15 protein-coding genes are annotated in these 16,069 nt (G+C 69.4%); 8 read left to right on the top strand and 7 right to left on the bottom strand.

Annotated features, from left to right (window positions below; genetic code table 11):
* The first annotated feature begins 30 nt into the window (after window positions 1-30).
* The 6 genes from CXP56_RS08815 to CXP56_RS08790 all read left to right on the top strand — a co-directional run bounded on the left by CXP56_RS08815 (window position 31) and on the right by CXP56_RS08790 (window position 6,135).
* Complete coding sequence (locus CXP56_RS08815; protein WP_286900689.1) at window positions 31-1,191, top strand: ABC transporter substrate-binding protein; 1,161 nt, start codon at window positions 31-33, stop codon at window positions 1,189-1,191.
* 20 nt (window positions 1,192-1,211) lie between these two features.
* Window positions 1,212-2,135, top strand: a complete 924-nt coding sequence (locus tag CXP56_RS08810) for a branched-chain amino acid ABC transporter permease (RefSeq protein ID WP_028846856.1) — start codon at window positions 1,212-1,214, stop codon at window positions 2,133-2,135.
* Window positions 2,132-3,070 carry a branched-chain amino acid ABC transporter permease gene (locus CXP56_RS08805; RefSeq protein WP_028846855.1) on the top strand — a complete coding sequence of 313 codons (939 nt, stop codon included), beginning with the start codon at window positions 2,132-2,134 and terminating at the stop codon, window positions 3,068-3,070. The genes CXP56_RS08810 and CXP56_RS08805 overlap by 4 nt, the downstream gene beginning before the upstream one ends.
* Window positions 3,067-3,783 carry an ABC transporter ATP-binding protein gene (locus tag CXP56_RS08800; RefSeq protein ID WP_028846854.1) on the top strand — a complete coding sequence of 239 codons (717 nt, stop codon included), beginning with the start codon at window positions 3,067-3,069 and terminating at the stop codon, window positions 3,781-3,783. Before CXP56_RS08805 ends, CXP56_RS08800 begins: the two co-directional genes overlap by 4 nt.
* An 18-nt stretch (window positions 3,784-3,801) precedes the next feature.
* A complete protein-coding gene (locus tag CXP56_RS08795; protein WP_028846853.1) occupies window positions 3,802-4,512 on the top strand; it encodes an ABC transporter ATP-binding protein in 711 nt (236 codons plus the stop codon).
* Window positions 4,513-4,884: 372 nt separating this feature from the next.
* Window positions 4,885-6,135, top strand: a complete 1,251-nt coding sequence (locus CXP56_RS08790; protein WP_286900688.1) for a GDSL-type esterase/lipase family protein — start codon at window positions 4,885-4,887, stop codon at window positions 6,133-6,135.
* A 359-nt stretch (window positions 6,136-6,494) separates the two neighbouring features.
* On the opposite strand, the gene CXP56_RS08785 is transcribed toward CXP56_RS08790, so the two are convergent.
* Together CXP56_RS08785 and CXP56_RS08780 are read right to left on the bottom strand one after the other, a co-directional pair.
* Window positions 6,495-7,766, bottom strand: coding sequence for a hypothetical protein (locus CXP56_RS08785; protein WP_028846851.1), 1,272 nt, complete (start codon window positions 7,764-7,766; stop codon window positions 6,495-6,497).
* A gap of 36 nt (window positions 7,767-7,802) precedes the next feature.
* A complete protein-coding gene (locus tag CXP56_RS08780; protein WP_028846850.1) occupies window positions 7,803-8,375 on the bottom strand; it encodes a hypothetical protein in 573 nt (190 codons plus the stop codon).
* A gap of 299 nt (window positions 8,376-8,674) precedes the next feature.
* Between CXP56_RS08780 and CXP56_RS08775 the strand changes: the two genes are divergently transcribed.
* The gene (locus CXP56_RS08775; protein ID WP_028846849.1) at window positions 8,675-9,295 is read left to right on the top strand and encodes a dihydrofolate reductase family protein; all 621 of its coding nucleotides are present in this window, start codon (window positions 8,675-8,677) and stop codon (window positions 9,293-9,295) included.
* An 81-nt stretch (window positions 9,296-9,376) separates the two neighbouring features.
* Here the strand turns inward: CXP56_RS08775 and CXP56_RS08770 are convergent, their stop codons facing one another.
* A complete protein-coding gene (locus CXP56_RS08770) occupies window positions 9,377-9,538 on the bottom strand; it encodes a hypothetical protein (protein ID WP_156899114.1) in 162 nt (53 codons plus the stop codon).
* Window positions 9,539-9,597: 59 nt separating this feature from the next.
* On the opposite strand from CXP56_RS08770, the gene CXP56_RS08765 reads away from it, so the two are divergent.
* Window positions 9,598-9,984 (top strand): hypothetical protein, encoded by a 387-nt coding sequence (locus CXP56_RS08765; protein WP_028846848.1) that lies wholly within the window; start codon window positions 9,598-9,600, stop codon window positions 9,982-9,984.
* A 156-nt stretch (window positions 9,985-10,140) separates the two neighbouring features.
* Here CXP56_RS08765 and CXP56_RS08760 read toward each other — a convergent pair whose 3' ends face one another.
* From CXP56_RS08760 to CXP56_RS08745, 4 genes are all read right to left on the bottom strand, one after another.
* Complete coding sequence (locus CXP56_RS08760) at window positions 10,141-11,052, bottom strand: LLM class flavin-dependent oxidoreductase (RefSeq protein ID WP_028846847.1); 912 nt, start codon at window positions 11,050-11,052, stop codon at window positions 10,141-10,143.
* Window positions 11,049-13,211 carry an LLM class flavin-dependent oxidoreductase gene (locus CXP56_RS08755; RefSeq protein ID WP_286900685.1) on the bottom strand — a complete coding sequence of 721 codons (2,163 nt, stop codon included), beginning with the start codon at window positions 13,209-13,211 and terminating at the stop codon, window positions 11,049-11,051. The genes CXP56_RS08760 and CXP56_RS08755 overlap by 4 nt, the downstream gene beginning before the upstream one ends.
* Before the next feature lie 63 nt (window positions 13,212-13,274).
* On the bottom strand, window positions 13,275-14,636 hold the full coding sequence (locus CXP56_RS08750; protein WP_286900684.1) for a carboxyl transferase domain-containing protein: 1,362 nt from the start codon (window positions 14,634-14,636) through the stop codon (window positions 13,275-13,277).
* Window positions 14,620-16,068 (bottom strand): acyl-CoA synthetase, encoded by a 1,449-nt coding sequence (locus CXP56_RS08745; protein ID WP_286900682.1) that lies wholly within the window; start codon window positions 16,066-16,068, stop codon window positions 14,620-14,622. Before CXP56_RS08745 ends, CXP56_RS08750 begins: the two co-directional genes overlap by 17 nt.
* Window position 16,069: the final 1 nt, after the last annotated feature.

The raw sequence follows: 16,069 nt of genomic DNA, 5'->3' as shown, positions 1-16,069 counted from the left end.
TCTCCGGACATCGACGAAAGGGTGGGTCGGATGAGGAAGAAGCGGTTGAGCCTGCTGTTGGCTCCGCTGGTCGCGCTCGGTCTGACCTGGCCGGCAGCGGCTTGCGGCGGGGGCGGATCCGGTGCCGGCGGGGACGAGTACGTCATCGGCGCGGCGTTGCCACTCAGCGGGCCTGCGGCTTCGTTCGGCATGGCATACCGCAAGGGCATCGACGGCTGCGTCGAGCTAGTCAACGAAAGCAAGGATCTGCCCCATCCGGTCACGGTGAAGTACGTCGACACCGGCGCGGAGACGGCGAAGGGGATCGCCGGCTTCACGCAGCTGGCCACAGTCGACCACGCAACGGCGGTGTTCAGCGCCTACAGCTCCGTCACCACGGCGCTCATCCCGCTCGCCGAGCGCCACCGGGTCCCGTTGATCAACGGCGGGGCGCTCAGCCCGACGCTGGCCAACAAGGAGTGGGTGTGGAACACCCTGCCGTTCCTCAGCACCGAACTCGGCGCCAGCTTGCCGTACGCGAAGGAGCAGATGCCCGATGCGAAGAAGGCGATGCTGGTCTACCAGGACGACATCGTCGGCAAAGGCGCGGTCGACGTCGTCCGCAAGGCGTGGCGAGGAAACGGCCGCACACTCGCCACATTGCCGTTGACGCTGTCGGCGACGTCGTTCTCCGCACAAGTCGACAAGATCAAGGCGTTCGACCCCGACGTCATCTTCATGGTGTTCTCCGGCGACCCGCAGGCGGTGCTCGTCCGGCAGCTGCGCAGTGCGGGTGTGACCACGCAGATCATCGCCTCGTCGTCGTTCCCGGTGCCTGCGGTGCTCGACCTGAAGGAAGCCAACGGGTCCCTGTTCACGCTGCAGGCGATGGACTTCGCGTCGCAGGACCCCATGACGAAGGGCTTCTTGCGCACCACCGGACTGAAACCGGGCGAGGGGGTCATCGTCGGAGCGGCCAACTACTGCAACGGCGTGCTGATGTGGGCCAACGCGGCCAAGCAGCTCGTCACCGAAGGCAAGGAGGTCGACGGGCCCAACCTCAACGAGAAGTTCGCCCGTCAAGGCAGCATCGACGCGGTCGGTGGGAAGCTGCAACTGCTGCCCGACCACACCCTGCAGGCGCCCATCTCCATCTACAAGATCAAAGACGGTGCCTTCACACCCGTGACCACCGTCGAGGTGACCGGCTGAGCGCGGACGGGGGTACGGGCATGCACGAGTTCGTTCAGCTGGCCATCGGCGGGCTGCTCGTCGGAGGCATCTACGTCATGATCGCCATCGGGATGTCGCTCATCCTCGACGTCACCGGCATCCTGCACATCGCGCACGGCGCGAACATCAGCTTGTGCGCTTTGACGTTCACCGCGGTCGAGCCCCACGGGTTCGTGCTCGCGGTGGCAGCAACGCTGGTCGTGTCGCTGGCCTTCACGATGGCCGCGTACGACCTGCTGTATCGCCCGGTGGCCAAGCGGCAAGCCGATCTCTTCCCGCTGTTTTTGGCCTCGTTCGGGCTGTGGATCGTCGGCAGCTCGGCGTTGACCTTGGTGTTCTCGGCGAACGCGACGCATCCGCCGACGTCGTTGGACTCCACGATCGACGTCGCCGGCTTGCACCTGGTGAAGATCAACCTGATGGCGTTCGGGGCCGCGATCGTGTGTTACCTGCTGACCCGGACGTTCCTCCGGCGGACCATGACCGGCTCGTTGATGCGAGCCGCGGCGTGCAACGGGGAGATGGCCGACGTCTGGGGCATGCCGCGGCGGCGCGCCGAGCGGGTCGCGTTCGTCATCGCCGCCCTGCTGTCCGTGCCCGCGGGGATTTTCGCCGCCTACATCTTCGGTGCGTACCCGACCATGGGTGACGTTCCGCTGTTGATCGCCTTCGCCACGGTGATCATCGGCGGGGTCGGCAGCATCACCGGGGCCGCCGCGGGCGCGCTGATCTTCGGTGTCATCCAGGGCGTCGCGCTCTGGCAGCTGCCGCCGGCATGGCAAGAAGGCGTGGTGTTCACCGTGTTCCTGCTGATCATCCTGATCGCACCGCGAGGGCTGGCGATGTTCGGCAAAGGCCGGCCGAAGCGGGCGAAACCGACACCGCAGACGAGTTCCGAGCCCCCGGTGGAGCTGGTGCGATGATCGACTACCTGACCACGGTCGGTGCGCTGACCGGCATCTTCGCAATCGCCGCGATCGGGTTGAACATCACCACCGGCTTCGCGGGGGTCTTCTCCGCCGCGCAGGCGGTGTTCATGGGCATTGGCGCATACGTCACGGCGTTGCTCGCCCCCGAGGTGGGCGGCTCGCTCGTCGTCTGCGCCCTGGCCGGCGTCGCGCTGGCGGTCGTCGTGGCGTTCGTGCTTGCTTCCGCCGCCCTGCGGGTCAGCGAAGAGTACTTCATGGTGGCGTCGCTGGCTTTCCAGATCATCGTGTCGACGGTGCTGATCAGCTGGTACTCGGTGACCAAGGGAACCGACGGGATCCCCGGCATCCCCATTCCCACCATCATGGGTGCCGAGCTGTCCGATCAGGCAGGCCAAACCGTGCTGATCTGGGCGGTGGTGGCGGTGATGGTCGGCTTGACCGCGGTCCTGCGCCGCGGATCGGTCGGCAGGCTGTTCTACGCCATCCGGGAGGACCCGATAGCCACCCAGACGCTGGGGCGCAGCCCGATCGCCGGCAAGTACGCGGCCATCATGCTGGGCGCGGCGGTGTCGGCGCTCGGCGGCGTGCTGTACGCCTTCTACACCGGGTTCGTCAATTCGGCGACATTCGACTACGCGATGTCGATCAAGCTGGTCGCCATCGTGGTCGTCGGCGGCATCGGCCTGGCGATCGGCCCGGTCGTCGGCAGTGCCGTGATCATCGCGGTCATCCCGCTGATCAGCCTGCTCGACCTGCCGTCGACCGCGGTCGGGCCGCTGCAGCAACTGGTGTACGGACTGTTGATCATCGCGGTCGTCGTGCTTCGTGGCTACCTCACCGGTGGCGGGCTTCGCGCCCTGCGTCGCCGCCACCGGTCGACGCTGCCGTCCTCGGCGAGTCGCATCGACACGGAACGGGTGCCGACATGAGCTTGCAGATCGACACGGTGCGAGCCGCCTTCGGCGGCCTGGTGGCGCTGGACGACGTGTCGCTGACCGCGGAACCCGGTGCGGTGACCGCACTGATCGGACCGAACGGCGCAGGCAAGACGACGCTGTTCAACGCCATCTCCGGGCTGATCACCCCGGACCGGGGCAGCATCCGGCTCGGCGACGTGGAACTGGTCGGCAAACCGGCACGGCACATCGCCAAGCTCGGCGTGATCCGATCGTTCCAGGAGCTCCGGCTGTTCGGCGGCGTCTCGGTGTACGACCAGACGCTGTTCGCGGCGGAGCGACGCGTCGCGACCCGATCGCGCAAGGTACGCGGAAAGGTCGACCGGATTCTGGCCCGACTCGGGCTGTCCGATGTCCGGCGAGACCTTGCCGTGAATCTCAGCTACGGCCAGCAGAAGGCGGTGTCCATCGCGCGCATGCTCGCCATGGAGGGGCGCGTGTGGCTGCTCGACGAGCAAGCCGCCGGCCTGGCGCCACGCGAGTACGACTTGTTCTGCGAGGTGGTCGACGAAGCGCGCCGGCGCGGCCTGGTCATCGTGCTGATCGAACATAACCTGCAGCTGGTCAGGGAGCTGGCCGACAAGGTGGTGTTCCTGGACCGGGGCCGGGCGCTGGCCACCGGCACGGTGCAAGAGGTGTTCGGCAACGACGTGGTGCGCGCGCTCTACTTCGGGCGGCGAGACTAGGACGACGAGGAGACATTCGTGCTCACCATCGAGTCACTGACCGTCCGGCTGGGCCATCGCACCGTGGTGGACGCGTTGAGCGCATCGTTCCGGCCGGGGGAGATCAGCTTGGTGCTCGGCCACAACGGCGCGGGGAAGTCGACGCTGTTGCGCACGCTGGCCGGACTCGTGCGCCCGGCGAGCGGGCGGATCACCTTCGGCGACACGGACCTGACCCGGCGGGCTGCGGGCGACGTCGCCCGCGCCGGTGTCGTCCTGGTACCTCAGGGGCGAGGGGTGTTCGCGGATCTGACGGTGGCGGAGAACATCCGGCTCGCTATGTGGAACACCTGCCGCCTCGGCCGGGCGACCGGCGGTGAGGTCGAGGAGAGGCTGGCCAGCGCCCGGGAGCTGTTCCCGGTGCTGGACGAGGCGTGGCACTCGTTGGCCGGGTCGCTTTCCGGGGGGCAACAGCAGCAGGTGGCCATCGCCCGCGCTTTCCTGGCCAATCCACGGGTGTTGCTGCTGGACGAGCCTTCGGTCGGCCTTTCCCCGAAGCTGGCCGACGCGGTGTTGGCCACCGTGGCGACGCTCCGCCGGGGCGATCGGACCATCATCCTCGTCGAGCAGAACGTGCACCAGGCGCTGGCGGTGGCCGACTCGGTCAGTGTCATGCGCGCAGGCGGCATGGCCGAGCATGACCTTGCGCCCGAGGATGTCGCCGATCGGGATCTGGCAGACATCTTCTGACGTGGCGGCCGACCGTTTGTGAGCCAGCAGCACGCGTGGGGCAGCTCTGCGCTTCCCGGTCCGTGCGCACGGCGGCCATGGTGACCGGGTTCGGCGACTCTGCCCGTACGGCCTTCACCCCGGCCGGTCGGTGCCACCGGACCATGCGCAAGGTTCGGGCGCGTACGCGTTCCATCTGCGGCAAGCGCTGCGCCGGATTCACGTGATTCCGGCGCAGCGCATTGTCATCACTTGTGATGAATTTCTGCCCCGGCCGACGGGCGCTGCTGCCCGTAGGTTTCAGAACGATCGCGTTCGCTGACGGCCAAGAGTAGCTTTCTTCACAAACTCGACGATCTTCATCGTGCCGTTGCACCTTTCCCGGGGGAGTTCATGAGGCGTCGACGTTGGGCGGCCGTGGCGGCATCCGCAGTGGTCCTGGCGAGCGCCGCGTTCCTGGCGGCACCTTCGCATGCGGGCGAGCGCGGCACGGCGTGGGTGACGGTGTGGGCGCAGTCGCAGGAACGCCTGGCCGGCAGGCAGCTCGCCAACCAGTCGGTCCGCATGATCGCGCACCTGAGCCAAGGCGGCCACGCCGTGCGATTCCGGGTGCAGAACACCTTCGGCACCGAGCCGTTGCGGATCGACCGCGCGACGGTAGGCGTCAGCGCTGGCGGGGCCGAGGTCGTCGATCCGCGTCCGGCGACCTTTGCCGGGAACAGCGCCGTCACCATCCCACCGGGTGGCGACGTCTGGAGTGACCCGGTCCGGCTGACCACCCGGCCCGATTCCGACATCGCCATCAGCCTCCACGTGTCCGGCACGGCCGTCCCGGGACAGCACAATTCCGCATTCCGCGAGAATTACTTGTCACCCGCCGGGTCCGGCGATGTCACGTCCGAGCGTTCCGGTTCCTCGTACACCGAGAAGACGACGTCGACGTATTTCGTCAGCGCGGTGGACGTGCAGAATCCGAAGCTGCGCGGCACGATCGTGCCCTTCGGTAGCTCCGTGGTCGACGGCACGGGCAGCACCGACTGCGGTCCCGGCTGCACCGAGCTGGGGACGAACCGGCGGTGGACCGACGAGCTGGCGCGGCGCATCGTCCGTGAGGCGCCCGCGACCCGACAGTACGCGGTGGCCAACGCGGGCGTTGCCGGCACGACCAGCTCGGCCGCCTGCCCGTCCATCCCGGGCGGTGCCCGCGGGCTCGATGCGCTCGCCCGGCTCGAACGCGACGTCCTCGAGCTGCACGGCGTGTCGGCGGTGATCTACTACTACGGAACCAACGACCTCGCGTTCGGCTGCACGGACGAGCAGATCCTGGACAGCTACCGCGAGGTGTTCCGGCGCCTGCGTGCCGCGGGCGTCAAGGTCTACGTCACCCCGATCACGCCGCGCGCCTCGTACACCGAGCAGCAGAACAGGTACCGCCATGAGGTGGGCACCTTCGTCAAGCGCTGGAACAACTGCACGGACACTTGCGACGGTGTGCTCGACTTCGACCAGGTGCTCAAGGACCCGGTGCAACCCAACCAGCTCAATCCTGCCTACGATTCCGACGGCATTCACGCCAACATCGCCGGCCAGAAAGCGATCGCCGACTTCATCTCCATCCCGCTGATCACCGGCGGTGGTCGGTGATCGCGCAGCCCGGACCCGCAGGTGTGCCCGCGCGGCAGGGCGAGTCGAGGTGCGGGGCGCTCAGGGACGGTGGCGCAGAGTCCGGGACGGACATCGACCCGGACGTGGTCGATTGTGGCGGCCCGCTGAGCTACCGCACGGGGGACTTGCCCGGTCCGGGCCGGTGTGATGTGTGCTTGGTTGCCGGTGGCGGGGCAGCCAGGCGTCCAGGCCCAGGAGCCCGTGGGAGGGCGTGGGGGGACGGAGAAGACGACCACACAACAACGGGCACACGACAGGCGGCCGGGGTCGCTTGCCGCGTCCCCGGCCGCCTGTCGGTCCGGATACTGCGAAGCCGCGCCCCAGGTGCGGCTCGGCCGTCAGTCCAGCTCCTGCTCGATCGCGCGGACCTCTTGCTCGTTCTGCAGTTCCCGCATCAGGTAGTCGTGCCTGGCCGCGCGCAACTTGTCGGCCAGCTCGGCGGTCGCCCTGCTGCCCTGGCTCAGCACGTCGTCGGTGATCCGGTCGGCCAGCTTGTTCAACGCCGTCGACTGGTCCGCCGAGAACGTCGGCACCTTGGTGAACATCGTCGGGATGTCCGGCACGGTCTTGGCCTGACTGCTCAGATCCTTCAGATCCCCCGAAATGTCGTCCCAGAACTTCGCATGGTCGGTGAAGTACCTGGCGTCCATCACCAGCTCGCCGCGGTCCGGGGTGCCGTCCGGCGGCGCCGCCTTGATCGCGATCGGGGCCGGCCACCCCTGGTCGGTCTCCCGTTCGCTCAACGCGTCGATGTCACCGTTGAGCTTCTCGATGGCCAGCATGGCTTCGATCGACCTGTTGAGCATGCTGGCGAAGTCCTTGGCCTCGCGCAGTTCCTTCTCGGCGAGCCCGTTCACCACCTTGAAGCCCTCGTCGATCAGGCCCGTGATGGTGGAGAAGTCGGGCTTCTTCAACAAGCCGCCGGCGCCGCTGATGATGTTGGTGTAGTACTTGTTGAGCTCGACCGTCTGATTGGCGTAGGCCGCCAGCGTCTGCTCGATGCTGGCCAGGAACTTCGCGCTGTTGTCGATCAGCCCGCTGATCACCTGCCGCGCGCCGTCCGCCGCCCGGTTCTGCGACGACACGATCGCCCCGTAGGCGCTGCTGGCCAGCGGGCTCTCCCAGCCTTCCTCCGCCGTCGTCGGGATGTAGGCGGGGTCGCTGGGGATCGCCGCGCCGACCTTCTTGCTCAGCGAATCCCGGACGCGGAGCCACACCTCCAGCGTGTCGGCGACCTTCCGCGGCGTCTCCGCGATGCTGGAGACCCTGGCCTCGAACACCTCGTCGTTGGCGTTGGCCTTGCCGAGCAGCTCCCTGACCCGCTGCCTGGCTTCCTCCGCCCGCGGGTGGGGGACGTGTTCCTCGGTCCATCCCCCGCCCATGCTGAGCAGGACGTACCGCTCGAACCAGTTGTAGCGGGTGTCCCGGTACTCCACCACCGGCTTGGTGCTGCCGCGCGGGTAGAGCGTGTACTTCCACTGGTACAGGTTGCCGATGGCGGTTTGCAGCTGGTCCATGGCCGGCTTGGCCATCTTGGCGAGGTCGGCGTACGCCTTCTCCATGTCGGTGCACGCCTGCCTGATCTTCTTGATGGTGTCTTCGACCGACATCGAATCCTTCCGTTCCTCAGACGTGTCCGGCAGGCGTCATCCGGCCAGGAACTTCTCGCAGTTGGCCTGCAGCTCGGTGATTTCTTCCCACTCCGGATCGGCGGGACGGCCCTGGTTCAGGTGCAGGTCGCGCAGGGCCTCGCTGATCAGGTTCGACAGCATGGCCGCGCTGGCGTTCTCGAACACCTCCGGCGCGATCCCGATCATCGCGAAGCGCCCGTCGGCGTCGAAATCGACGCCCCAGCGTTTGTGCTCGTCCTCGACCGGCTCGGGTGGCTCCCATTCCGGCAGCTCTCCGGCGAGTGCTCGCTCGCGCCGCTGCTCCAGCTTGCGTTGCAGCAGGTGGAAGTTGTTCCAGAAGCTCCTGGACCGCTCCAGCTCCATCGGCCTGAGCTCGTCGGCCTGATGCCGCCGATCGGGCAAGTCCTCTCGCTGATCGGCTTCGTCCGGAGCCGGCAACGCGGCGCGGATGGTTTCGCTGAGCACCTTGCAGAACTCCTGTGGGTCCGGGTAGTAGCGCTCCCACAGCGGCGAGACGGTCACGCCTTCGATCACGTCGTCGCTAGCCCGGACCTGGAAGACCCCGCGCGGGTCGGACACTTCGGCCATGCTTGCTGACCCCCGTTCGTTGGTGCCGTGAGCTTTGCACAACGGGGCCCGGGCTGTGGTCATTTTGGACAAAGTTCATCGAAGCGTTGGCTTTGGCGCGGCGGAAAGCCGCGACCGGCCCGACGAAGGCGCGCAGCCGGGTAGCGGACAGGGGCCCGATGCCGACAAGAGGTGGACGGCGGCTCGTGTCCGCCTGCCAGCGCGGGTATCGCGTGGGCGGACGTATCGCGACCGATGAGTTCTGCCGGGCGCTGGGGTCTACCCGTCACGACGACGTTTTCTCATCACCGGGAGACTCCATGGGTTTCATCGAGATCGAGCTGTTCACGACACTGGACCTGGTCGGCCAAGCGCCGGGCAGCCCGGACGAGGATCCGCTGAACTTCGCCTACGGCGGCTGGCAGGCACCACTGCTGGACGAGGCCACGGGCGAGAAGATCGCCGCCGCGTACGAACACACCGACGCCCTGCTGCTCGGCCGCCGCACGTACGAGATCTTCGCCGCCTACTGGCCGTATCAGCAGGACGGCGAGGACGCCGCGTTCGCGGAATTGTTCAACCGCATCCCCAAGTACGTGGCTTCGCGCGGTAAGCCCGACTTGTCCTGGGCCGGGTCGCAACAGATCGGCGCGGACCTGGTCAGCGAGGTGCGCGACATCCGGGCCCGCCACGAGCACGTGAAAGTGGTCGGCAGCCTGAACCTGGTGCAGACCCTGCTGGCCGAGAAGCTCTTCGACGAGCTCGGCCTGTGGGTGCACCCGATCGTGCTCGGCACCGGCAAGCAGGTCTTCGACGGTGGCGCGGTGCCGTCGAACCTGAAGTTGCTGGAGCCGCCCACGGCCGGCCCGGCGGGCATCGTGCACCTGCGCTACGGGCTGGCCGAAGGGGTGCCGGGCACCGGCGACATGGCTTCACGGTGACCGCTTCGGCGTCCACCGGGCCGGCTGTGATCCGTCGTTCGGTGACCGCCGTCAGATCATTCCGTTGTTCGGTGACCGCCGTCAGATCATCATGTCCACGCACCACACGCCATCACGCCGCACGATGAGCGTCGTGCGGGTGGCGCCTGGCTTGCCGTCGTAGTTGAGCCGGATGCCGGCGCTCAACTTGATCGATGCGGTCGGGCCTGCGCCGACGAAACGAGCCTGCTGGTCCTCCGGCATGAATTCAGCGCGGGCACGACCGAGCCCTCGCAGGTGAGCTGTCCGCCGAGCTCGGCGTCGTGCTTGTTGAGAGCGTCCACCACCTGGTGGGCGACTGCTGTGGCTTGCTGGACGTATTCCTGCGGCATGTCGTCGCCGGATCGAGCGCGACGCCACGCTTGGCCGGGACCGGGCTGGGAGCGCTTGCGGCGGCTGACGAGCTCGCCGCAGCGGTGTCCTTGTCGTCCTTGTCGTCGCTCTTGTCATCGCTCTTGTCGTCGCTGAGGACGAACCGGGGGCAAGGCGACAGCGACGACCACGACTCCGGCGATGACGGAGACGATGAGGCCGGTGCAGTTCTTCCGCAGAGGAAGCTGTGCGCCGCCGCGGTATGGCTGCTGCGGGTGCTGTTGCGGACAGGGCTGCTACGGATGGTTGCAACGGTCCCCCTGGGCCAGGTGATGTGATGCGCGAGTCGCAGCTTGGAATGCGCGACCGCACCCGACGACGCGGCCAAGAAATCCGTGCCAACCATCGAGCAGCCGGAGATCACGGCGAGTGGTCGCAGAGGGCGGTGCCCGTCGACGGCGCTGTGCGGCTGACGCACCCCGGCCGGTCAGGGGTCACCCGGTCGGCTGGGCGGCGCGCTCCCGTTGTACCTCCTCGCGTACTGCGGGGGCGACTTCCTTGGCGAACACCTCGGTCGTCGTGGTGTCGTCGGAGACCAGCACGAACACGCTGGTGCCGTAGGTCAGCGCGAGGTCGGTCAGTTCTTCCACCCACTGGTCCGGTGGTCCTTGCAGGAACCCCCGGCTGGTCTCGGCGAACTCGCCGGTGATGTTCAGCAGCCGCCGGATGTCCCGTGGATCCCGGCCGACGGATTCCGCGGCTTCGTCGATGATCGCGCTGCCGGAGGCCAGGTGGTCGGGTCCGTTCGGCAGGTACTGGTAGGACGGCAACCAGCCGTCACCGATCCGGCCGATGGTGCGCAGGATGCGCGGCTTGTAGGCGCCGATCCAGATGCCCGGCCGATGCGCCGGAGCAGGGCCCCGCTTCATGCCGCGCACGGAGTAGTACTTGCCTTCCAGGGTCAAGCCGCCTCGCGTGTCGGTGTCCCACACCCCGCGAATGATCTGCACGGCTTCCTCGAGCGCCTCGATCGACTCGCCCGGCCGGAGCCGCCTGCCGCCCATCGACGCGATGGCGTCCCAGTGGCCTCCGGCGCCGAGACCGAGCTCGATGCGGCCACCGGACAGCCGGTCGAGCGTCGCCACACTGCGTGCGAGCTGGGCCGGCGGGCGCAACGGCAGGTTCGTCACGTTCGCGGTCAGGCGCACGCGTTCGGTGCGTGCCGCGGCGTAAGCGATGAGCGTCCACGTGTCGTGGAACCGGGCGACGTAGGGGTGGTCCTGGAACGTGACCAGGTCGAGGCCCGCACGATCGGCCACGACGGCTTGCTCGACCGCATGCCGCACCGGCTGCGCCGTGGGGGTGACGAAGGTGCCAAACAACAACTCGTGTCCGTAGTCGGTCATGCTGTTCTCCCCACGGGGTTCTCGGCAAGGGTGAAGTTGTCCCGGAACAAGCCGGTCGGGTCGAGCTCGGCCTTGAGCTTGCGCAGCCGCGACAGCACTGGGGGCGGGAACGCCTCGGCCACCCGCTGCGGGCTGGTGTCGCTTTCGAAGTTGAGGTAGATGCCGCTGAAATGCTTGCGCAGCTCGTTCCACCAGCGGTCCACCCGCTGGGGATGGCTGCCCATGGCGGTGATCTGGAAAGCCGCGTCGCGGTGGGCGAACGCGGTCTCCTCCGGTGCCACGTCGGCGATCGCGCCACCCATGCTGCGCAGCTGGAACCAGTGCACCGCGCCGCTGGCGAGCAGCCGAGCGCTGTCCTCGGCGAACTCCGGAGTGATGGACGTGACCAGGCCGGACCGCGAGACCGGTTCGCCGCGGCCCTGGTGCGGAGCGTCGGGGAACATGTTCATCACCGCCGCGTAGGGGGCGACCACCACTTGCTGCTGCACCAGGGGCGCGATCTGGGCGATCGGGCGAAGCTGCGCCAGGATCTCGTCCGGGTCGTCCGTCGCCACCATCGCCATCACCTGCGCGGAGCTGCTGTTCATGATGAGGAACGGTGTCGTCTCACGCGGCGCCGCGGTGACCGCTGCGCCGAACTTCAGCAGGAAGTCGGCCGGATCGGCCACCCAGAACGCCAGCTGTGCCCAGCCAACGTCGCTCACCTCGTCCACGGTGAATTCGAACCCGGTCACGATGCCGAAGCCGGCGCCCGCCCCGCGCACCGCCCAGAACAACTCGGGGTTCTCCGCGTGGCTGGCCCGCACCGTGGAGCCGTCGGCGAGGACCATGTCCACCGCCTGCAGGTGGTCGATGGTGAGTCCGTGCTTGCGGCTCAGGTACCCGATCCCGCCCGAGGTCGCCAGGCCGCCGACGCCGACGCCGCCGTAGTCGCCCGAGCCGAGCGCCCACCCGTACGGCTGCAGCGCCCTGGCGACGTCACGCCATCGGGCGCCCGGCCCGATGCGGACCAGCCGCCGATCCTCGTCGAGCACTTCGATGGCGTTCAGTGCGCCGAGATCGATCACCAAGCCGCCGTCATTGGTGGATCGGCCGCTGATGCCGTGCCCGCCGCTGCGAATCCCGAGCGGGACGTGCCGGTGCCGGTGGGCGAACGCCACCGCATCGACCACGTCGTCCACCGTTTGCGGGCGGAGCACCAACCCGGGCGCGCCGCCGCGCAGATAGGTCGAGCGAGTGGTGGGGTAGAGCAGGTCACCCGGCTCGACGGCGGTCGCCGCGAGGTTGGCGGGCAGCCCGTCGTAGTCGATGCCCGGCACCCGCTGGGCGCGCACCTCGGCACGCCGCATCGGGACGGGTGAGAAGCGTCCTTCCGTCATCGCGTGCTGAGCGGCCTCGTTCAGCCGCGGCGCAACCTCGCGCGCGAACCGCTCGAGCGCATCCGCCGGGGACCGCTCGTCGATCCGCAGCACGAACGTCGTGACTCCGTGTTCGGTGACCAGTGAAGCCAAGGTCTCGACGTCCTGCGCGCCGACCGTGTCCGGCAGTGTGACCACGCGATCCAGTTCGCGCTCGTCGCGGCCGGCTTCGGCGAGGGCTTTCGCCAGCAGCTGCATGGTCCGGGCCAGCTGCCGACTGTCTTGTCCGGGAACGCCTGCACGCCACCCGTCCGCTGCGTCCGCGGCTACCTTGACAGCGTTCGGGTCGTCCCCGCCGATCCAAATGCGCACGTCGTGCGCTGGGAGCGGGCCGGGCTCGGCCCCGGCCAGCCGGAACGCTCCGTCGTGGTGGACACGACGCTGCGAGGTGTCCCACATCCGGCGGAGCACCGTCACTGCCTCGGCGGCCGCCGGGCCCGGCCGAAGCTCCAGTGTCACCCGGCCCTTGCCGAGCACGTCGAGGCTGCCTGCCGCCCTGGCGAGCACCGCCGGACGGATCTCCGCCACGTCCAGGCCCGCGGCGACCAGGCCGATCCGTTCCGTGCGAGCGGCCGTCCAGCTGAGCAACGCCCAGGCGTCCAGGCCGCCTTCGGTGCTCGCGGCCAGTACGTAGTCGTAACCGAGCCGCTCCGCCTCGACGGCGCGCTCCACCGCGCCGGCGGGATCGGTGAACTCGCCGATGTCGACGCCAAGCCTGATCAACGCGGTCCGTGGCCTCATGTCCGCTCCGCTCTGTTGCGGCCGATGCTGCGTCGACCATGCTATGGCGATTTGGTTGATGTATCAACTAGATGTGGCGCGGACCGCGTGCACCGGGGTGGCCGGCCGGGGCCGCGCTTCGGCGATGCCGTCGACCACGCCCAGTTCCAGCAGGTCGCTCGGCCGGAGCCGCAGCGTCCTGGCCAGGTCGGGGACCTCGGCCTCCGGCCGCTTGAGGATGGCGGCCGCCAGCTCGGGAGCGATCACCGAGAAGTAGGCGTCCGGGGTGATCCACAGCCGGTCGGGGGAGCACGCGGCCAGCGCACCACCGGACCCGCCTTCCCCGATCACCAGCGTGGTGACCGGGACGCGCGCGGCCGCGATGGTGGTGAACAGTTCCGCGATCGCCGGTCCGACGCCCGCCCGCTCCGCCTCCGGGTCGGCGGCCGCGCCCGGGGTGTCCACGAGGGTCAGCACGGGCAGGCCGAGCCGGTCGGCCAGCCGCACGAGCCGCGTCGCGGTGCGGAAACCCGCGGGAGTGGTCCGGGTGCCGGTTTGCGCGGCGAAGGCGATGGACCGCCCGCCGCGACGGCCGACGCCGCAGAGCATCCCGCTGTCGACGCCACCCGCCCGGTCGCCGGAGATGTAGCGGCGGCGGTCGAAGTAGTCGTCGAGGTAAGCCTGGGCGCGTGGCCGCCGCGCGTCCCGGGTTCGTTGCACCGCCTGCCAGCCGTCCGCGGCCTCGTCGGCGCCGCCCAGCGCCCGCGGTACCTCCGCCGGTTCCGGCGAGCCGCCGGTCAGCAGCTCCAGCCACTCGGCCACGCAGGCACCGAGCTCGTCCGCGCCGACCACCTCGTCGACCTGCCCGGCGTGCCAGTGCGACTCGGCGGTGTAGACCGGGTCGTCGGCGTCCGGGCCCGAGCGGACCCGCCGCCCGGCGAAGGCGACCTGAGCTCCTGGCAGGGCCACGACGACGTCCGCCGACGATCCGAGGGTGGCCCACACGCCGCCGGTCGTCGGATCGTTCAGCACCGCCACGTGCGGCAGCCCGTGGTCGCGCAGGCGCACGCAGTGGTGGGCCAGCGTCTGCAGCTGCCGCAGGGCGACCATGCCCTCCTGCATCCGGGTGCCACCCGAGGCGATGAACGTGACCACGGGGAGCCGTTCCGCCACTGCCCGGTCGAAAGCGTCGGCGATCCGGGCACCGGCTCCGGCGCCGAGCGAGCCGCCCAGGTAGCCGAACTCGAAGTGGATCACGATCGCCTCCCGGCCGGCAAGACGACCACGGCCGCAGACGACCGCTTCGCTCGCGCCCGTCTGCTGCTCGGCGCGGTCGCGCTGGTCGCCGTATCCGGGCCAGCCGAGCGGGCCGTCGCGGCCGTGGTCGTCACCGGGGGCGGGGAGGGGGGTGAAGTCACTGACGACGTGGTCAAGCACGGAGCGCACGCTTCATCACCTTGCCCATGTCGTTGCGGGGGAGCGCGGACAGGAAGCGCACCTCGCGCGGGCGCTTGTGGGCGGCGAGCTGCTCGGCCACGTGGGCGATGAGCTCGTCGGCGCTCGGCCGCTCGTCCCTGGCCACCACCCAGGCGACGATGCGCTCGCCCAGGTCGGGATCCGGCTCCCCGGTCACCGCGACCTCGGCGACCTGCGGGTGGTCGAGCAGCACGTTCTCGATCTCGCCCGCGCCGATCTTGTACCCGCCGCTCTTGATCAGGTCGGTGGCACGCCTGCCGACGATGCGGACGTAGCCGTCCGGGTCGCGCCTGGCCATGTCCCCGGTGCGGAACCACCCGTCGTGCATGGCCTCCGCCGTGGCGTCCGGCCGGTTGAGGTAGCCGAGGAACAGGTTCGGGCCCCGCACCTCGATCTCGCCGACGGCGTCGGTGTCCTGCTCCGGGATGGGGTTGCCGTCGTCGTCGACCAGGCGGAGGTCGACACCCGGCAACGGCAGCCCGACCGTGCCGGGACGGCGGTCGCCGGAGAACCGGACGCTGCAGTTCATCAGCGTCTCGGTCATCCCGTAGCGCTCGACGACCCGCTGTCCGGTGAGTTGCTCGATGCGCTGGTGCTCGGTGGCGGGCAGGGCGGCCGAGCCGGACACCAGCAGCCGGGCCCGCCCGATCGCCTCGGCCATCTCCCGGTCGGCGGCGCAGTCCTCGGCCAGCCGGTGGTACATGGTCGGGACGCCGAACAGCATGGTGGCGTCACCGGCCAGCTCGGCCGCGACCGCCTCGGTGGAGAATTTCCCGACGTGGTGCAGGGTGCAGCCACGCCGCAGCGGGCCGACCACGCCGAGGATCAGCCCGTGCACGTGGAACAGCGGCAACCCGTGCACCAGCACGTCGTCCGCCGTCCATTCCCACACCTCGGCCAGCGCGTCCAGGTTCGAGGTGAGGGCGCGCCGGGGCAGCACCACACCCTTCGGCGGGCCGGTCGTCCCTGAGGTGTAGACGATGAACGCGGGAGTGGAGGCAGGCGGCTCGGCAGGCCACGGACCCGGCTGCGCGGGCGGGGTCAGCGTCACGTCGATGCGCGGCAGGCCGGCCAGCTCGCCCGGGAGCTCGGCACCGGGAGCGGCCAGCACCCGGTCCGGCTCGGCGTCGCCGACGATGTGCGACAGCTCCCGCTTGCCGATCTTGGGGTTGATCGGCACCACCGCCACGCCCGCGGCGAGCGCGGCGACCACCGCGGCGCACGTCTCGGCCGTGGGAGTGGCCCAGACCGCCACACGGCGCAGTCCGGCCAGCCGGCTCGCCGTGCCGGCGGCGACGGCGGCGAGCTCCCGGTAGGTCAACGCCGTGTCGCCGAACCGCAGGGCAACGCGGTCACCGCGACGGGAGACGTCGGCCAAATCGGGTAGCAGGTGCGTGGTCATG

Source organism: Thermocrispum sp., from assembly GCF_002919275.1.
GTDB classification, from domain to species: Bacteria; Actinomycetota; Actinomycetes; order Mycobacteriales; family Pseudonocardiaceae; genus Thermocrispum; species Thermocrispum agreste.
This window is presented reverse-complemented; position numbering and strand designations above follow the sequence as displayed.